Here is a 15,360-nt window from a genome sequence, read left to right on the forward strand (position 1 = left end):
CATGGCGACTTTCAACCAGCCGCAGGGTGGCAACGAGATGCCCAGGTTCGGCGGGCCTGCAACAATGATGCGCCTGCCTGCCCATGACGGTGCCGAGGGGCTCGATGTCGCGTTCATCGGGGTACCGATGGATATCGCTACTTCCAACCGCCCGGGCACCCGGCTGGGGCCGCGCCAGATTCGCGACGAATCGCGCATGCTGCGGCCCTACAACATGGCCACGCGTGCCGCACCGTTCGACAGCCTGCAGGTGGGTGACATCGGCGATGTGCCGATCAACACCTTTCATCTGCCCAAATCGGTCGAGATCATCGAGAAGCATTACGACGAGGTGCTCCAGCACGCGTGCATCCCGTTGACCCTGGGGGGCGATCACCTCATCACGTTACCTATCCTGCGCGCGATGGCGAAGAAGCACGGCCCGGTAGGCTTGATCCACATCGATGCCCACGCCGACGTGAACGAGCACATGTTCGGTGAGCCGCTGGCTCACGGTACGCCATTCCGACGTGCTCAGGAGGAGGGGGTGCTGGCCCACGGCAAGGTGGTGCAGATCGGCCTGCGCGGGACCGGTTATGCGGCCGAGGACTTCGACTGGTGCCGTCAGCAGGGCTTTCATGTGGTGCCGGCCGAAGAGTGCTGGTATCGCTCGCTGGCACCGCTGATGGAGGAGGTGCGTGCGCAAATGGGCGACACCCCCGTCTACATTACCTTCGATATCGACGGCCTCGATCCGTCCGTGGCGCCCGGCACGGGTACCGTGGAAATGGGAGGTCTGACCTCTACCCAGGGCCTCGAGATCGTGCGCGGTGCGATGGGGCTCAACATCGTCGGTGGGGATCTGGTCGAAGTGTCCCCGCCCTATGATCCCAGCGGTAATACCGCGCTGATGGGAGCCACGTTGCTGTACGAAATGTTGTGCGTGCTGCCGGGCGTCCTGCATCGTGATTGATGGGGATTCCATGCGGGGCGTGACAGCCGAACTCGGCGTTACCGTGGTGGCCGGCTTCCTGGGAGCCGGAAAGACGACGCTGGTGAATCACTTGTTGCAGCATGCCGACGGTCGTCGGCTTGGGGTCATGGTCAACGATTTCGGGGCGCTCAACATCGACGAAGCGCTGGTCGATGAGCGTCGCGACGATCTGATCACTCTGAGCAACGGCTGTGTATGCTGCAGCCTGCAAGGTGAGCTTTCCTCTTCCATCGAGTCGATGATCAAGCGTCGGGGAGGGCAGCTCGATCATCTGCTGATCGAATGCAGCGGCGTTTCGGACCCGGAGCGGGTGGTGAACGTGCTGCACTATCCCCGCATTCGCGCCCGAGCCCGGCTGGAGGCCGTCATCACCCTGGTCGATGCCGCGCTCGATTACACAAGCCTGAGTCCGGCGCTGCGGCATCTTGTGTCTTCCCAGGTTGATAATGCCGACCTGGTGGTGATCAACAAGACCGACCTGGTGGACGAGCAAATCGTCACCCGGCTCGAGCAGGCCATCCTGCTGCCCGGCTCCCGTCATGTGAGGGCCAGCCAGGCAGCGCTGCCGCCGGATTTCGTCTTCTGGCCGACATCGAGCGAGGCGCCAATGTTTCGTCGCGTGCGGTCTGCTCCTTCCCCGGCGACGAGCATTCAAGCCTTGGGGCTCAAGACGCTCAGTTGGAAGCGCGAGGGTGCCGTCGACATGATTGAGCTAAGTGTTCTACTGCATGAAATGCCCAAGCAAATCCTGCGCTTCAAGGGAGTCGTTCGCCTGGAGGACGGTCGCGTGCTGGCGCTGCAGCGTGCGGCCGGGCGATTGACCAGCCGAGAGCTTGAGAACTGGTCGAAAGGCGAGAGCCAACTGGTCTTCATCGGCGAGGAGTCACCGCCTCTCTGGGAATGGCTAACCCAGCGCCTAGATAGGTTGTAACGCTGAAGCGCGCAGGATTCTCTCAGCCCGCTGTATGTGATGCGCTCGAGTGATGCTGGGCCACCATATTCGAATTCTCGCCGCCATCTCCCGCCTTGCTTCTGGCGTCGCCTGTTCTATATCCAAGGGCACTGCCGGTCTTTGTAAGCCTTCCCTCAGCCCGTTGCCGTGCTCAGCTAGGATTGAGAGTCACCGAGCCTCTCAAACGCTCCGCTGCCAGGTCGAGAAAGGTGCGTATCTTGGCGACGGCGCCACGGCCTTCGCTGTGCACTAAGTGGATGGGTAACGGCGGGGGTTCGTAGGCTTTCAGCACGGCCTTTAGCCGTCCTGCCTCGAGATCCGACCCCACCTGATAGGAAAGAACCCGGGTGATTCCCCAGCCGTTGCGTACGGCCTCGATACAGGCCGCGATACTGCTGACCGTCACGCGCGGGTGGATACGTACCACTTGATTGTAGTCGCTACCAAAGCGCCACTCCTTGTTGGCGCTCAGTGTCGTAGTGGCGAGGATGCGGTGTGTCGTCAGGTCCTCCAGGGTGATGGGAGTACCATGCCGGGCGAGATAGTCGGGCGCTGCGCAGACCACCCGGCGCACGTTCCCCACCCTGATGGCGGAAAGGCCGGAGGAGGGCAGCGAGCCGATACGCACCGCGATATCGAAGCCCTCTTCAATGATGTTGACCACGCGATCCACCATCACGATTTCCGCGCGCATTTCCGGATAGGTGTCGAGGTATTCCAGCAGGGTCGGCATGACGTGGATGCGGCCGAACTCATTGGGGCAGTTGATACGCAGCAGCCCGGTGGGTCGTGCCGCCGCACCGCTGACGGCATCGTCGGCCGCTTGCAGTTCCTGGAGAATGCGCCGCGCGTCTTCCAGGTAGCGCGTTCCGATCTCCGTCAGGCGAACACGTCGCGTGGTACGCGTGAAGAGGTGTACCCCGAGACGTGCTTCCAGCGTATTGATGCCTCGCGTCACCGAGGGGGCACTCATGCCGATGGCACGCCCTCCGGCGGCAAAGCTGCCGGCATCGGCCACCGCGACGAAGACTTCCAAAGTCTGGAGACGATCCATGAGCTGGCTCCGATCGGGCGCTGATTGGCATCATTTCCTGGAATAATGAATTGTAAATCGTGAGGATTCTAGTGGTATGGCGCAAAGATTAGTCTGGTGACGTTTCGCCGTCGTGACCCTTCACGGCGTGTCATGTACCTACCAGCAGGAGTCTTTGCTATGCCGACACCCACCCCCTTGAATCCGCGCTTTCCGCGTGATGCCGCACCGATCCGCCTGTTTCGTAACCCCAAGTCAGGCCACTGTCATCGTATCGAGCTGATGCTCGCACTGCTTGAACTGCCCTATGAGACGGTCGATGTCGATATGGCCAACGGAGCGCACAAGTCGGCCGAGTTTCTCAAGATCAGCCCGTTCGGCCAGGTGCCCGCGATCGAAGACAACGGCGAGTTCCTCAGCGATTCCAATGCCATTCTGGTCTACCTGGCCCGACGGTATGACGCGCAGGATCGTTGGCTGCCCACGGAGCCGATCGCTGCCGCGCAAGTACAGCGCTGGCTGTCCGTTGCTGCCGGGGAGATTGCCGCGGGGCCCTGTGCCGCGCGGCTGGTGACGCTCTTCAACGCGCCACTGGATCATGAGCAGGCGATTGCTCGCGCGCATTCACTCTTCTCGGTGATGGAGACGCACCTCGGCCGACAAGAGTATCTGGCGGGTAGCGCGATTACCTTGGCGGACGTGGCGGGCTACAGCTATATCGCCCACGCCCCGGAGGGTGGGGTAAGCCTGAAGGAGTATCCGGCCATTCTCGACTGGCTCGAGCGCATCGAGGCGCAGCCCGGTTTCGTCGGCATGGTGCGCAGCCCGGCACTGGCGTAATCGAACGGCGGCGACAGGAGGCGAATCCCATGGCAGCGAACCGGCAGGTGTTCCATGAGGGCGAGCGCAGGGTGCAGCAGCGTGCCGGCGTGCCCGACACCTATGTGCATCGAGTGTCCGCCTATGTGCGCGACGCGATGCCCGACCAGCATGTTGAGTTCTTTGGCAATCAGCCGGTGCTGTTCATGGGGGCGCTGGACCGGCAGGGGTGGCCGTGGGCGGTGGTGACCTATGGCGCCTCGGGGCAGCTATGTACGGCGACGTCGAGCGAGCTGCTGATTCGCAAGGTGCCACCGCTGGCGGAGGCTCTGGATCTCACACTGGAGCCCGGGGCAAGGCTGGGGCTGCTGGGGCTCGAGATGACCAGCCGTCGACGCAATCGGTTGAACGGCACAGTGCGTTCCCATGATGCCGAGGGCATTCGGGTCTCGGTCGATCAGAGCTTCGGCAACTGCCCTCAGTACATACAGCAACGCGAGGTGGACTGGCAGGCGGGGCAGCAAGCGCCTCCCGTTGCCCGACAGGTTTCGATCGGCTCTCGCGCCAGCAGGGCCATGCTGGCCCAGGCCGATACGTTCTTCATCGCCACCCGGGCAGGCGAACTGGGCGATTCTCACCATGGCGTGGATATCTCTCATCGCGGAGGCAAGCCGGGTTTCTTGCACCTCAATGCGGATGGCAGCCTGTCGTTCCCGGATTTCGCGGGGAATCGTTTCTTCAATACCCTCGGCAACATCGAACAGGACCCGCGGGTCAGCCTTTTCATTCCCGATTTCGTGACCGGGCAAGCCCTGGTGCTGAAAGGATGTGGGCGGGTCGACTGGGACCCTCGGCGTGCGTCTTTGGTCGAGGGGGCCGAGCGCATCGTGGACGTCGTGCCGGAGCAGGTCTGGCATGTCGAAAACGCCCTGCCTCCACACGGGCGGCTGATTGAACGTTCCCCCTCGCTGGCGCAGACAGGGGGCTGGCCCAAGGAGGCTGCCGGAAACGCCTATCGCCGCCTGCGGATTGCCGACAAGGTCAGGGAGAGCGACGTCATCACTTCCTTCTATCTCGAACCGCTGGCCACGGATGACCTCCCGCTGGCGCTCTATACGGCCGGACAGTTTCTCACCGTGCGTCTTGCCAGGGCCGGGCATGGCGAGCAGGCCACGCTGACGCGCAGTTACAGCCTATCCGGGGCATGGCATGAGCGGGCGTCTCATTATCGGATTTCGGTCAAGCGCGAAGCGCACGGAACGGTTTCACGCCTCCTGCATGACGAGTATGCGGTGGGGGACGTGCTCGAGGCGCTACCGCCGGCAGGAGACTTCGTGCTGCGCGAGCGTTCGAACGCCATCGTGCTGGTGTCGTCCGGCGTGGGCATCACCCCGATGCTCGCCATGCTGGAGGCCATGGTGCAGCGTGCCGATGCCGGAGAGGCGCCGCCTGGCGAGGTATTCTTTATCCACAGCGCGCGCAATGGGCGGGAACAGGCCTTTGCGGAGATGCTGAACGCGTGGGCTGACAGGCACCCCTGGTTGCACCTGCATATCGCCTACACCCGCCCCACGCCAGAGGATGCACTGGGCAAGACGCATCACTCGCGTGGACGGCTGACGCTGGCATCGCTCACGGCCTGGTTGCCGGACATCACCCGCAGTCACGTCTACCTCTGTGGGTCGGAGGGGTTCATGCGAACTCAGTACGCGGCACTGCTGGCGCTCGGTATGCCCCCTGAGCATTTGCACTTTGAGTTCTTTGGGCACGGCTCGCTTGAATCCGAGGCGCCCGAGCCGGGAGCGGCTGCGCCACAAGCGCTGCCTTCCCATGCCAGGGTCACGTTCGTCTCGGCCTCCACGAGGCAGAATGAATCGCGCGAGGCGCAGGCCGTCGTCGAGTGGACGCCAGCGCAAGGCACCTTGCTGGACCTGGCCGAGCGGGCAGGACTCGCGCCACTGTCCAGCTGCCGGGTAGGGCGCTGTGGGAGCTGTGCGCTTCGCCTGGTATCAGGTGAGGTGCACTACCCGGTGCCGCCGCTGGCGGCGACCGCTGAAGGCGAGGTGCTGATGTGTTGCGCGGTTCCCGCCGCTGAAGAACCCTTAGTCATTCGGTTGACCGAGTAGATGCCGGGTCAAACGAACTCGGAGTCGTCGGTCCGGACGGTCACCCCGCCTTCCTCGCCGGGCACCATGACCATGAATTCGCCGTTGCCCAGGTAGGTCACGTCGTGGCCGTCATGGGTACGGAAGGTGGGCGTGCCTTGAACGGCGCCTTCATGCTGCATTTCGCTCAGCTCGCGGGGGTTAGCGAAGATGTCGATCATGTACTCGCGGCCTTGGTCGTCGAAGGCCATCACGGTTCTTTCATGCTGGGTCATCGCATTGTCCTCCCTGAAGTCGTCACCGTAACCCATAGCAGCACGCCGGCGGCCTGGCGAGCCAGGCCGCGCTCTGGCCCTTTCATCGTTGGGGATCGCTCTGACGCCTCGTGCTGTTACGTAGCATCGGCGTGACTGGCAGCGTGATGTGCTCCGGCGGCGTGTCCGGCTGGGCGATCTGTTCCAGCAGCAACTCGGTGGCACGCATGACCATGGTGTCCACGGGCTGTTGAAGGGTGGTTAGGGAATGGCTCGGCCAGGAGGCCATGGGTACGTCGTCAAACCCGATGATCGAAACGTCCTTCGGAATCTTCATGCAGTATTCGTGGCGGAGGATCTCCATGGCGGCGATGGCCATGAGGTCGTTAGCCGCGAAGAGGGCGTCGGGGGGATGCGAATCGGAGAATAGCCGACGGGTGGCCTGGCAAGCATCCTCGTAGCGATAATTGCCGACGTCGACTGCATGACATGAGGCTTCCATCGAGGCCAACCCTTCGAGAAAACCGGAACGACGCTGTTTCTCGGTCGAGGAGTCGGGCAGCCCTGCCAGATAGGCGATGCGTCGGTGCCCCAGCGAAGCCAGGTACCTGCCGGCCCAGTATCCGCCCTGGAAGTTGTCGCTGCTGACCTGGCTGATACCCGAGTCGTTGACGGTGCGATTGATGATGACCATGGGAATGCCGAAGTCGGCCACCAAGCGTGCCTGCTGTTCGTTCATGGTGAGGGCTAGCATGAGCACGCCCTCCACCTGGCTTCTGATGATGTCGTCGAGTACCGCATCGAAGTCGCCACTCGATGGGGCGAAGAACAGCAGCAGGTGGTAGCCCTGTTGCTGAAAGAAGCGTGAGGCCTGCTCCAGCATGAAGCTGTAGAAGGGGTTCTGCAGGCTATACGTCACCACGGCGATGGTGCGGCTCGAGCGGGTAATGAGCGAGCGGGCTATCGTATTCGGTCGATAGCCCAGCTCGCGTGAGGCTTCCATTACCTTCTTGCGCGTCCTCTCCGAAACCTTGGCGTTGGGAGAGAAGGTGCGGCTGACAGCGGATTGCGAGACGCCGGCCAGCTTGGCGACATCGCGTGAGGTAACGGATTTTCTTTTCATCGATTCACGTAGTGTCGAGTTGGCTGGGGCCGCCTGTGAAGTCGGCTCGATGTGCTCCAGCGAGCGGCGCTGGGCGATCTTCTGCACATGGATGCGGCAGTTGTCCAGCGCCGACTGGACTTCCTCGTCGGTTCTCCTGATCTGGGCGAGGGCATCCACGACACAGCCATGCTGAAGTGCTGCCTCCGCCCCACTGTGATCGGATCATTGTCGCCGCGCAGCACCGCAACCGGCCAAACGGTGACCTCACGATCCAGATGGATCTTTATTAGAAGCCGACCTTGTCGGCGCCTTTCAGCTGCAACATTTCGCGTGCCTCGTCGGGAGTCGCTACCTCGAAGGAGAGGCCTTCGAGAATTTCACGCACCTTGGTCACCTGGCTGGCATTGCTTTCGGCCAGTTTGCCCGGTGCGAGCCACAGGGAATCCTCGAGACCCACGCGGACATGGCCTCCCATGGCCGCGGACTGCGCGGCGATACGCATCTGGCTGCTGCCGGCGCCGAGCACCGACCACTCGTAAGCGTCGCCGAACAGCCGGTCGGCGGTGCGGCGCATGTGCATCACGTCCTCCGGATGGGGGCCGATGCCGCCGAGGATGCCGAACACGCTCTGCACGAACACGCGCCCACCCACGATGCCGCGATCCATCAGGTTGCGAAGGTTGTAGAGATGGCCGATGTCGTAGCATTCGCATTCGAAGCGGGTACCGTTCTCCGCCCCGAGGGTCATGGCCGTTTCGATGTCGGCGAACGTGTTCTTGAACACCAGGTCGCGGCTGTTCTCGAGGTGGGCACGCTCCCACTCGTGCTGGAAGCTGTCGTAGCGGTTGAGCATGGGGAACAGGCCGAAGTTCATCGATCCCATGTTCATCGAGGCGAGCTCCGGCTTGAACTCCATGGCTGGCCGCATGCGCTCCTCCACGGTCATGTGCGGGCTTCCCCCGGTCGTCAGGTTGATGACCGCGTCGGTAGAGGTCTTGATGCGAGGGAGGAAACGCTCGAAGACGGCGGGATCCTGGGTGGGCTTGCCGTTGTTCGGATCGCGGGCATGGAGATGCAGGATGGCGGCGCCCGCCTCGGCGGCGGCGATGCCGGCCTCGGCGATCTCCTCCGGGGTGACCGGCAAGTGTGGCGACATGGAGGGGGTATGGATGGCGCCGGTCACGGCGCAGGTGATGATGACCTTGCGTTGGGTAGCCATGGGGATGTCTCTCTTGATGATCTGATCAGGAAGGGGAGAAAGTGCGCTGATGGGCCATCAGCGCCATGAGCCGGCGGTCGCGCCAGGCTTGGCGCTCGGCGAGATCGGTGGAGGGGAGCCGCTCGCGGCGCTCCCGATCCAGGGCGGTCAGCGTCGCCTCATCCCAGGGGTCGTCGCCGCCGCGTTGACGGTCTACGTCGCGGTACAGGGGGCCGTAGCGTTGGCCGTAGTCGACCACGCCCGATGGCGCATTGAGGTCAATGGTCTCGAAGGGTCCCATGAAGGACCAGCGCAGCCCGAGCCCGTGCCTGACGGTTTTGTCCAGGTCTTCGGCGGAGACGTAGCCATCGCGAAACAGGCGCAGCGCCTCGTTGAGCAGGGCGCCCTGCAGGCGGTTGAGGATGAAGCCCTGAATCTCCTTGCGGACCAGGATCGGTACCTGCTGGGCCTGCTGCATGATATGCATGGTGCGGCTCACGGCCGCCTCCGAGGTGGCAGGCGTGGGGGCGATCTCGACCAGCGGGATCAAATAGGGTGGGTTGACCGGATGGGCGACCAGGCAGCGCTCGGGCTGGCGTAGGTGATCGGTGAAGCGTGAGGCGGCGATGCCCGAGGTGGAACTGGCCAGCACGCTATCCTCGGCGACCACCGTTTCCAGGTCGGAATATATGCGACGCTTGGCCTCGACGCTCTCGGGGCCGCACTCCTGGATGTACTCTGCGCCTGCCATGGCGCGGGCCAGGTTGCTCTCCGTCCGGATAAGCGACAAGGGGCCTTCCACATCCTCGATTAGGTTGGCCTGCTTCAGGTCGTCGAGTGACTGGCGGATGGCCTCCCGAGCCTTGGGCAGGACGTCGGCATCCACGTCGTAGAGGGAAACGCGCATGCCGGCCCGGGCGAAGACGATGGCCCAAGCGCGGCCGATCAGGCCGGCGCCGACGATACCTATCTTGGTTGACATGGAGAACTCCTATTCCGGTCACAGGGACTCGACATTGGCGCATACGCTCAGCGCCTGCCCCGAGATGTTGGCGCCGCCCGGGGCGGACAGGAACAGCGCCATGGCCGCGATGTCGGTAGGCTCGACCATGCGTCGCATGGAGATCTTGGCGAGGTTTTCCTGCTCCATTTCGGCGTAGCTGATCCCGCGTTTGGCGGCGCGATCCTCGATGACCTTCTCGATGCGAGGCCCCCGCACGATGCCGGGCAGGATGGCATTGACGCGCACCCCTTCGGGGCCGAGCTCGCAGGCGAGGCTCTTGGTCAGGCCCACCACGCCCCACTTGCTGGCGGCGTAGGGGGTGCGGTAGGCGAAGCCCAGGCGGCCGGCCACCGAGGCCAGGTTGATCAGCAGCCCCTGGCTCTCGCGCAGCAGCGGCGCGGCGCGGTGGGCGACCCGGTACTGACCGTTGAGGTTGATGTCGATGGTACGGGTCCAGCTCTCGTGATCGATCTCATCGATGCCGGCAGTGGGGCCGGCGATGCCGGCGTTGTTCACCACCACGTCCAGCCCGCCCAGGTGGGCGGCATCCTGGAATAGCCGATCGAGGTCCGCCTCCTGGCTGACGTCGGCCCTGGTCTGGGTGATGCCCTCGGGCAGGGCGGCCAGGGCCTGGGTATCGATATCGCAGACGTGCACGCGAGCGCCCGCATCCCGGAAGGCCTGGGCGATGGCCAGGCCGATGCCGTTGGCCCCGGCGGTGACCAGCACTCGGAGTCCTTGGCGTGGCGACAGGCTTTCGACAACGTTCATGGGTTCTCTCCTTGAAAGGGCTTACAGCGAAGGCAGCCAGGTGGACAGGAAGGGCAGCAGGCTGATGATCAGCAGGTTGATCAGGACGATGCCAACGAAGGGCATGACGGCCCAAGTGAGGCGCGCGATGCCGATGTTGGTGATCTGTGAGGCCACGAAGAGATTGAGGCCGACCGGTGGGGTGAACATGCCCATGGCCAGGTTCACCACCATGATGATGCCGAAGTGAACGGGGTCGAAGCCGAAGCTGATGGCGATGGGCAGCAGGATCGGCACGAAGATCAGGATGGCGGCGGCGGCTTCGATGAACATGCCGGCAAACAGCAGCAGAAGGTTCGCCAGGATGATGAACAGCAGTGGACTGTCGATCGCCGAAATCACGAACTGGGAGATCATGTCCGGCACCCTCAGCTTCTGCAGAATACGGCCGTAGAGCCCCGCAGCGCCGATGATGCTGAGCACCACGGCCGTGGTGACCGCGGCCTGCTTCAAGATGTCGACCAGGCTGACCAGCCTGATTTCCCGATAGATCACGAAGCCGACCAGGAAGGAGTAGGCGACTGCGATTACCGCGGCTTCGGTCGGGGTGAAGATGCCGCCATAGATGCCACCGAGAATGATGACCGGCATAAGAATGGCGAGTATGGCCTTGCGCCCTGCCTGGAAGACCTCTTTCCATGTGCTCTTTTCGTTGCCGCCCAGGCCATTGGCCTTGGCGAAGAAATAGGCGAAGACCAGCAAGGTCAAGGTGACGAGAATGCCGGGCAGGATGCCGGCGATGAACATGTCGCCCACGGAGACGTTGGCCGCGATGCCATACAGGATCAGCGGGATACTGGGCGGAATGATCACGCCGAGGGCGCCGGAGGCGGCCTGGTTGGCAGCCGTGTAGCCGCCGGGGTACCCCTTGGCCAGCATGGCGGGAATCAGGATGGAACCGATCGCCGCGGTGGTGGCGGCGCCCGAGCCCGAAATGGCCGCGAAGAATAGCGAAGTGACGATGGCCACCATTGCCAGGCCACCCGTCATGCTGCCGACCAGGGTGTTGGAGAAATCGACCAGACGCTGGGAGATGCCGCCTCCTTGCATCAGGTAGCCCGCCAGGATGAAGAAGGGAATCGCCATGAGCGGGAAAGAATTCACCGAGGCGATGAGTTGCTGGGCGATGACCAGCATCGGCATCAAGTCGCCATGCCAGACGGTGACAGCGGAGGCCAGGCCGAGCGAGAAGGCGATAGGAACGCCAATGATGAACAGCGAGATCAGCAGCAGGAACAGAAGCAGGGCCATGATCAGCTCGCCTCCTGTTTCAGGACGGGCGGCTTGCCGAGCGCTTCATCGAGCAGCAGCCCCAGGCTATTGACCAGGATGACGATGCCGCCAGCGGGTACCGCCAGGTAAGGCCACATCATCGAGATTCGAGTGCTGGGTGCGGTCTGGCGAGAGACGCGCTCCACCAGGTCGAGGCCGTACTTGACCATGATGAAGGCGAAGAGAGCCGAGCAGAGGATAATGGCGATGCGCAGCAGGCAGGCGAACTTGCTGCCGGCATACTCCAGCACGATATCCACCGAGATCAGCGTTCCCTTGCGGTAGGCGTAGCCGGCCCCGACGAAGGTGAGCCAGAGCATGGCGAAGCGGGCGATCTCGTCGGAGAAATACAGCGGTTTGCCGATTACGAATCGGGCGAAGACTTGCCAGAAGATCAGCACGGTCATCACCAGCAGGAGTGCGGCAAGTCCCCAGCCGATCAGTCGGTTGAACTGATCGATGGCCCTGTTGGCCAGCAATAGGTATGTCTTCATGACTGCCTCGTGCGTCAGCGTCGCACCCGCAGGGGCATCGCCGCCTGCGGGTGACGTGGAAGCTCAGTACTCGAAGTTGAGGGCAGCGTCGACAAGGTCCTCGCCGACGGTGGGACCCCATTCGTCGATGACGGGACGTACCGCTTCGCGGAAAGGTTCCAGGTCGGGGTGGGTCACTGTCATGCCCAGCTCTTCGAGTTCCACGAGGTAGCGTTGCTCGAGCTCTTGGCTGGCTTCTCGCTGGACGGGCAGGGCGATTTGGGCCGCCTCCATGATGATGGCCTGGTCTTCTTCGCTGAAGGAGTTGAAGAGATCCAGGCTCATCATCAGCGGCGCCGGCGAGTAGACGTGCTGGGTCATGTTCAGGTAGTCCTGAACCTCGTAGAAGTTGACGTCGTAGATGGTGGCCAAGGGGTTCTCCTGGCTATCCATCACGCCTTGCTGGAGGGCGGTATAGACCTCGGTCCAGGCCATGGGCGTGGCGTTGGCCCCCAATGCTTCCCACGTGTCGACCTGGACCCGGCTCTCCTGGGTACGGTGGTTGATGCCTTCCAGGTCGTCGGGATGCTCGAGCGGGCGTACCGAGTTGGTATTGTGGCGAAAGCCGTTCTCCATCCACGCCAGGAATTTCACGTTCATCTGCTCTTCGGCCAGCTGGGCCAGCTGTTCGCCGTGCTCGCTGTCCAGAAAGGCATAGGCGTGTTCGTGGTTTTCGAAGACATAGGGCAGGTCGAAAAGCAGGAACTGGTCGACAAAGCCACCCATGGGGCCAGTAGAGGCGATGCCGGCATCGATGATCCCGAAGCCCATGCCTTCTATGACCTCGCGCTCCGCACCAAGGGCATTGTCATAGTGGGGTTCGATAGTCAGGCGGCCATCTGAAAGTCGCTCGAGCTCCTCGCCGAACTTGAGCACTCCGATACCTTGCTGGGATTCAGGGCCAAGGGGAAGACTCACATCAATGACTTGCTCAGCTTGTGCCAAGGCTCCTGTGGATACAGCTAATGCAACTGACGTGGCAATGGTGGTAAGCGCGAATTTCTTGAGCTGAGACTCTTTCATGTTAACTCCTGAGTTCGTCGCCAACGGATCGTTGACCGTCTTGTCCTTATTCATCGACTCGTGCCATTGAAGAAATGCCGTGGGCCGTTTGCCGAGGTCTTGCAATGCATGCACAAACCTTTGTAGAGGAGCCTGCATACGTATGCAAACAAGCTGACGGTGATGCGCTGGCTTTCTCACGTCAAGCGACTGAAAAGAAATGAAATATACTTTGGTATTAGAATTGGTTACGTATTCACCAGTATGCCGGATCGCTCGACGCCTGCTGTCGGTGGGCTATTCTCAATGGGGCCGTGGGTTCCCCGCAGCTGACGGATGGTCTTGATGGCTTGGCAGATAGCCTTGGGCTTCGGGGTAATGGCACTGACGGCGAATCAAACGGCCAGAGCTTGGATAAGCGAATCGAGGAGGCTTGGAGGTGGTACCGTATGGAGCCACTGTTGAAGGGGAAGTGCGTGGAGAATCTTTCTCATGAGCAAAATCATTTGCTGGCTGCTCTACCAGGAGAGGTCAAGGAACGGCTAGCCTCGCTCCTTGAGCCGGTGCACTTATCCTTGGGCCAGGTACTGCACGAGGCGGGCGGCGCGCTGAGCCATGTCTATTTTCCCATCGACTCCATCGTATCGCTGCTCTACGTGACCGAGAGCGGAGCATCCGCGGAAATTGCTGTAGTAGGTAACGAAGGCCTGGTGGGTATCGCCGTCTTCATGGGCGGAGAAAGCACCACCAGCCGGGCGATCGTACAGGGCGCCGGCCATGCACTGCGGCTGCCGGTGAGTCAGCTCAAGGAGGAGTTCAATCGTCATGGGGAAATGCTTCACCTGCTGTTGTGCTATACCCAGGCACTGATCACGCAAATGGCACAAACGGCGGTATGCAACCGTCACCACTCGATCGATCAACAGCTGTGTCGCTGGCTGCTGCTATCCATGGACCGGCTGCCAGGCAATCAGCTGGACATGACCCAGGAACTGATTGCCAACATGCTGGGGGTGCGTCGCGAGGGGGTCACCGAGGCGGCCGGCAAACTGCACAAGCTGGGTGTGATCGAATATCGACGCGGGCACATTACGGTGCTCGACAGGGCCCGATTGGAGCAGCTCAGCTGCGAGTGTTACGCCGTGGTCAAGAAGGAGAGTGATCGCCTGATGCCGTATAGCAAGGTCACGCCCTGACCCAAGCAACGTTTCCTGCGGAAATGGCGGGCATAGACCCGCCAGGTCCTTCAAGCTTGGGTTAGGTTGGGATCCATGCTCATGAGCTCATCGTCCCCGCGAGCCGCTTGCAATGACATGCTCTGGCCAGCGCAGGGGGCAATATGGAGGTACTTGAACGTACTGAAAGCGATCGGCTCGCGGTCGAGACGACGCGAGATGAGGGGGCGTGAATCCCTTGGGGTACTGGTGGTAACGCGCTGATAAATTGGATTTTTCATGGGGATGGCCTCGGTGACGTCATCCGCGAAATGCATGACGGCGACTCAACAATATTGCTCCAACCTATCCGGAAGTTCGGTGCGCTAGCGCGCTTAAGCGCCTTTTTCCGTCCCGATTTAGCAAGGGAGTGTGCGCTAGCGAACCGACAAATTCGGAAATTTTCCTCATGATCCTGGTTGAAAGATCGCTTGCCCCAGCGGGTAACGCGCATCGACCAGGATAGTGCTTGTGGCCCGTACCGACCGCTGGCGAGCCCACGCAGTCTCGCTGCGCGAATCACTTGAACGGCATGCCTGGGACGGCCAGTGGTACCGGCGGGCGACCTACGACGATGGTAGCTGGCTCGGCACCCGGGGGAGGGCGAAGTATGTCGTATCGATTCGATTGCGCAATTCTGGGCGGTATTGTCCGGTGCGGCCAAACCGCTCGGACCACACTCGCCATACGTTCGCTGAAGAGCGAGCTGATCCGTCGCGATCCCGGCTGGGTCTTGCTGTTCTGGCCGCCCTTCGATCAGCTGGCGCGGGATCCAGGCTATATCAGCGGTTATCCTCCAGGAAAGTCCGTGTACCGCTTGATGGCGCCTGGCACCATCTGGCATTGGCTCTGCCAAATACCCAACCCACGACGATGAAGCAGGTATGTCCATAAGTGTGGGGTTATCGCTATGAGAAAAAGCTTCTCTTTTTAAAGTTTTTCCGTCTTTTTTTTCTGAGCGTAAGTTGAGATTACAGAATTAATAAATAACAACTACTGTCGCTCTCATTGTTCGCAGAAATACGTAAAAATAAATGTGAATAAAACATATCTAAGTTGAGGCATACGTGTCACTATGAGTAACGTA

At 61.8% G+C, this 15,360-nt stretch carries 15 protein-coding genes; 6 read left to right on the top strand and 9 right to left on the bottom strand.

Going from position 1 to position 15,360, the window contains the following annotated elements:
• Position 1: 1 nt before the first annotated feature.
• Both speB and CYJ07_RS17140 read left to right on the top strand, forming a co-directional pair.
• On the top strand, positions 2–952 hold the full coding sequence (gene speB, locus CYJ07_RS17135) for an agmatinase (protein ID WP_104204939.1): 951 nt from the start codon (positions 2–4) through the stop codon (positions 950–952).
• Between the two features lie 10 nt (positions 953–962).
• Positions 963–1,904 (top strand): CobW family GTP-binding protein, encoded by a 942-nt coding sequence (locus tag CYJ07_RS17140; protein WP_104204940.1) that lies wholly within the window; start codon positions 963–965, stop codon positions 1,902–1,904.
• A gap of 172 nt (positions 1,905–2,076) precedes the next feature.
• On the opposite strand, the gene CYJ07_RS17145 is transcribed toward CYJ07_RS17140, so the two are convergent.
• Entirely contained in the window at positions 2,077–2,979 is a 903-nt protein-coding gene (locus CYJ07_RS17145) for a LysR family transcriptional regulator (protein ID WP_104204941.1), read from the bottom strand.
• A gap of 159 nt (positions 2,980–3,138) precedes the next feature.
• Here CYJ07_RS17145 and CYJ07_RS17150 point away from each other — a divergent pair, with 159 nt between their 5' ends.
• Both CYJ07_RS17150 and CYJ07_RS17155 read left to right on the top strand, forming a co-directional pair.
• Entirely contained in the window at positions 3,139–3,798 is a 660-nt protein-coding gene (locus CYJ07_RS17150; protein WP_104204942.1) for a glutathione S-transferase family protein, read from the top strand.
• Positions 3,799–3,827: 29 nt separating this feature from the next.
• Positions 3,828–5,903 carry a 2Fe-2S iron-sulfur cluster-binding protein gene (locus CYJ07_RS17155; protein WP_104204943.1) on the top strand — a complete coding sequence of 692 codons (2,076 nt, stop codon included), beginning with the start codon at positions 3,828–3,830 and terminating at the stop codon, positions 5,901–5,903.
• An 8-nt stretch (positions 5,904–5,911) separates the two neighbouring features.
• Here CYJ07_RS17155 and CYJ07_RS17160 read toward each other — a convergent pair whose 3' ends face one another.
• From CYJ07_RS17160 to CYJ07_RS17195, 8 genes are all read right to left on the bottom strand, one after another.
• Positions 5,912–6,157, bottom strand: coding sequence for a hypothetical protein (locus CYJ07_RS17160; RefSeq protein ID WP_104204944.1), 246 nt, complete (start codon positions 6,155–6,157; stop codon positions 5,912–5,914).
• Between the two features lie 82 nt (positions 6,158–6,239).
• Positions 6,240–7,418: a LacI family DNA-binding transcriptional regulator gene (locus tag CYJ07_RS17165; RefSeq protein WP_231489675.1), complete on the bottom strand. Its 1,179-nt coding sequence runs from the start codon at positions 7,416–7,418 to the stop codon at positions 6,240–6,242.
• 109 nt (positions 7,419–7,527) lie between these two features.
• Positions 7,528–8,460: a 3,5-dioxohexanoate:acetyl-CoA acetone transferase gene (gene kce, locus CYJ07_RS17170; protein WP_104204945.1), complete on the bottom strand. Its 933-nt coding sequence runs from the start codon at positions 8,458–8,460 to the stop codon at positions 7,528–7,530.
• A 25-nt stretch (positions 8,461–8,485) separates the two neighbouring features.
• Positions 8,486–9,421 carry a 3-hydroxyacyl-CoA dehydrogenase gene (locus CYJ07_RS17175; protein ID WP_104204946.1) on the bottom strand — a complete coding sequence of 312 codons (936 nt, stop codon included), beginning with the start codon at positions 9,419–9,421 and terminating at the stop codon, positions 8,486–8,488.
• A gap of 18 nt (positions 9,422–9,439) precedes the next feature.
• A complete protein-coding gene (locus CYJ07_RS17180; protein WP_104204947.1) occupies positions 9,440–10,213 on the bottom strand; it encodes an SDR family oxidoreductase in 774 nt (257 codons plus the stop codon).
• Between the two features lie 21 nt (positions 10,214–10,234).
• The gene (locus CYJ07_RS17185) at positions 10,235–11,503 is read right to left on the bottom strand and encodes a TRAP transporter large permease (RefSeq protein ID WP_104204948.1); all 1,269 of its coding nucleotides are present in this window, start codon (positions 11,501–11,503) and stop codon (positions 10,235–10,237) included.
• A 2-nt stretch (positions 11,504–11,505) separates the two neighbouring features.
• Complete coding sequence (locus CYJ07_RS17190) at positions 11,506–12,018, bottom strand: TRAP transporter small permease (RefSeq protein WP_104204949.1); 513 nt, start codon at positions 12,016–12,018, stop codon at positions 11,506–11,508.
• Between the two features lie 63 nt (positions 12,019–12,081).
• On the bottom strand, positions 12,082–12,933 hold the full coding sequence (locus CYJ07_RS17195) for a DctP family TRAP transporter solute-binding subunit (RefSeq protein WP_231489676.1): 852 nt from the start codon (positions 12,931–12,933) through the stop codon (positions 12,082–12,084).
• 701 nt (positions 12,934–13,634) lie between these two features.
• On the opposite strand from CYJ07_RS17195, the gene CYJ07_RS17200 reads away from it, so the two are divergent.
• Both CYJ07_RS17200 and CYJ07_RS20915 read left to right on the top strand, forming a co-directional pair.
• Entirely contained in the window at positions 13,635–14,255 is a 621-nt protein-coding gene (locus CYJ07_RS17200; protein WP_231489677.1) for a Crp/Fnr family transcriptional regulator, read from the top strand.
• 489 nt (positions 14,256–14,744) lie between these two features.
• The gene (locus CYJ07_RS20915) at positions 14,745–15,167 is read left to right on the top strand and encodes a GH36-type glycosyl hydrolase domain-containing protein (protein WP_422666974.1); all 423 of its coding nucleotides are present in this window, start codon (positions 14,745–14,747) and stop codon (positions 15,165–15,167) included.
• The last annotated feature ends 193 nt before the right edge of the window (positions 15,168–15,360 follow it).

The sequence above is a fragment of the Billgrantia saliphila genome (genome assembly GCF_002930105.1).
GTDB classification, from domain to species: domain Bacteria; phylum Pseudomonadota; class Gammaproteobacteria; order Pseudomonadales; family Halomonadaceae; genus Halomonas; species Halomonas saliphila.

What these genes read in the sequence shown, in the direction of transcription:
- speB (WP_104204939.1), top strand. Translation starts at nt 2, where the DNA reads ATGGCGACTTTCAACCAGCCGCAGGGTGGCAACGAGATGCCCAGGTTC.
- CYJ07_RS17140 (WP_104204940.1), top strand. Translation starts at nt 963, where the DNA reads ATGCGGGGCGTGACAGCCGAACTCGGCGTTACCGTGGTGGCCGGCTTC.
- CYJ07_RS17145 (WP_104204941.1), bottom strand. Translation starts at nt 2,979, where the DNA reads ATGGATCGTCTCCAGACTTTGGAAGTCTTCGTCGCGGTGGCCGATGCC.
- CYJ07_RS17150 (WP_104204942.1), top strand. Translation starts at nt 3,139, where the DNA reads ATGCCGACACCCACCCCCTTGAATCCGCGCTTTCCGCGTGATGCCGCA.
- CYJ07_RS17155 (WP_104204943.1), top strand. Translation starts at nt 3,828, where the DNA reads ATGGCAGCGAACCGGCAGGTGTTCCATGAGGGCGAGCGCAGGGTGCAG.
- CYJ07_RS17160 (WP_104204944.1), bottom strand. Translation starts at nt 6,157, where the DNA reads ATGACCCAGCATGAAAGAACCGTGATGGCCTTCGACGACCAAGGCCGC.
- kce (WP_104204945.1), bottom strand. Translation starts at nt 8,460, where the DNA reads ATGGCTACCCAACGCAAGGTCATCATCACCTGCGCCGTGACCGGCGCC.
- CYJ07_RS17175 (WP_104204946.1), bottom strand. Translation starts at nt 9,421, where the DNA reads ATGTCAACCAAGATAGGTATCGTCGGCGCCGGCCTGATCGGCCGCGCT.
- CYJ07_RS17180 (WP_104204947.1), bottom strand. Translation starts at nt 10,213, where the DNA reads ATGAACGTTGTCGAAAGCCTGTCGCCACGCCAAGGACTCCGAGTGCTG.
- CYJ07_RS17185 (WP_104204948.1), bottom strand. Translation starts at nt 11,503, where the DNA reads ATGGCCCTGCTTCTGTTCCTGCTGCTGATCTCGCTGTTCATCATTGGC.
- CYJ07_RS17190 (WP_104204949.1), bottom strand. Translation starts at nt 12,018, where the DNA reads ATGAAGACATACCTATTGCTGGCCAACAGGGCCATCGATCAGTTCAAC.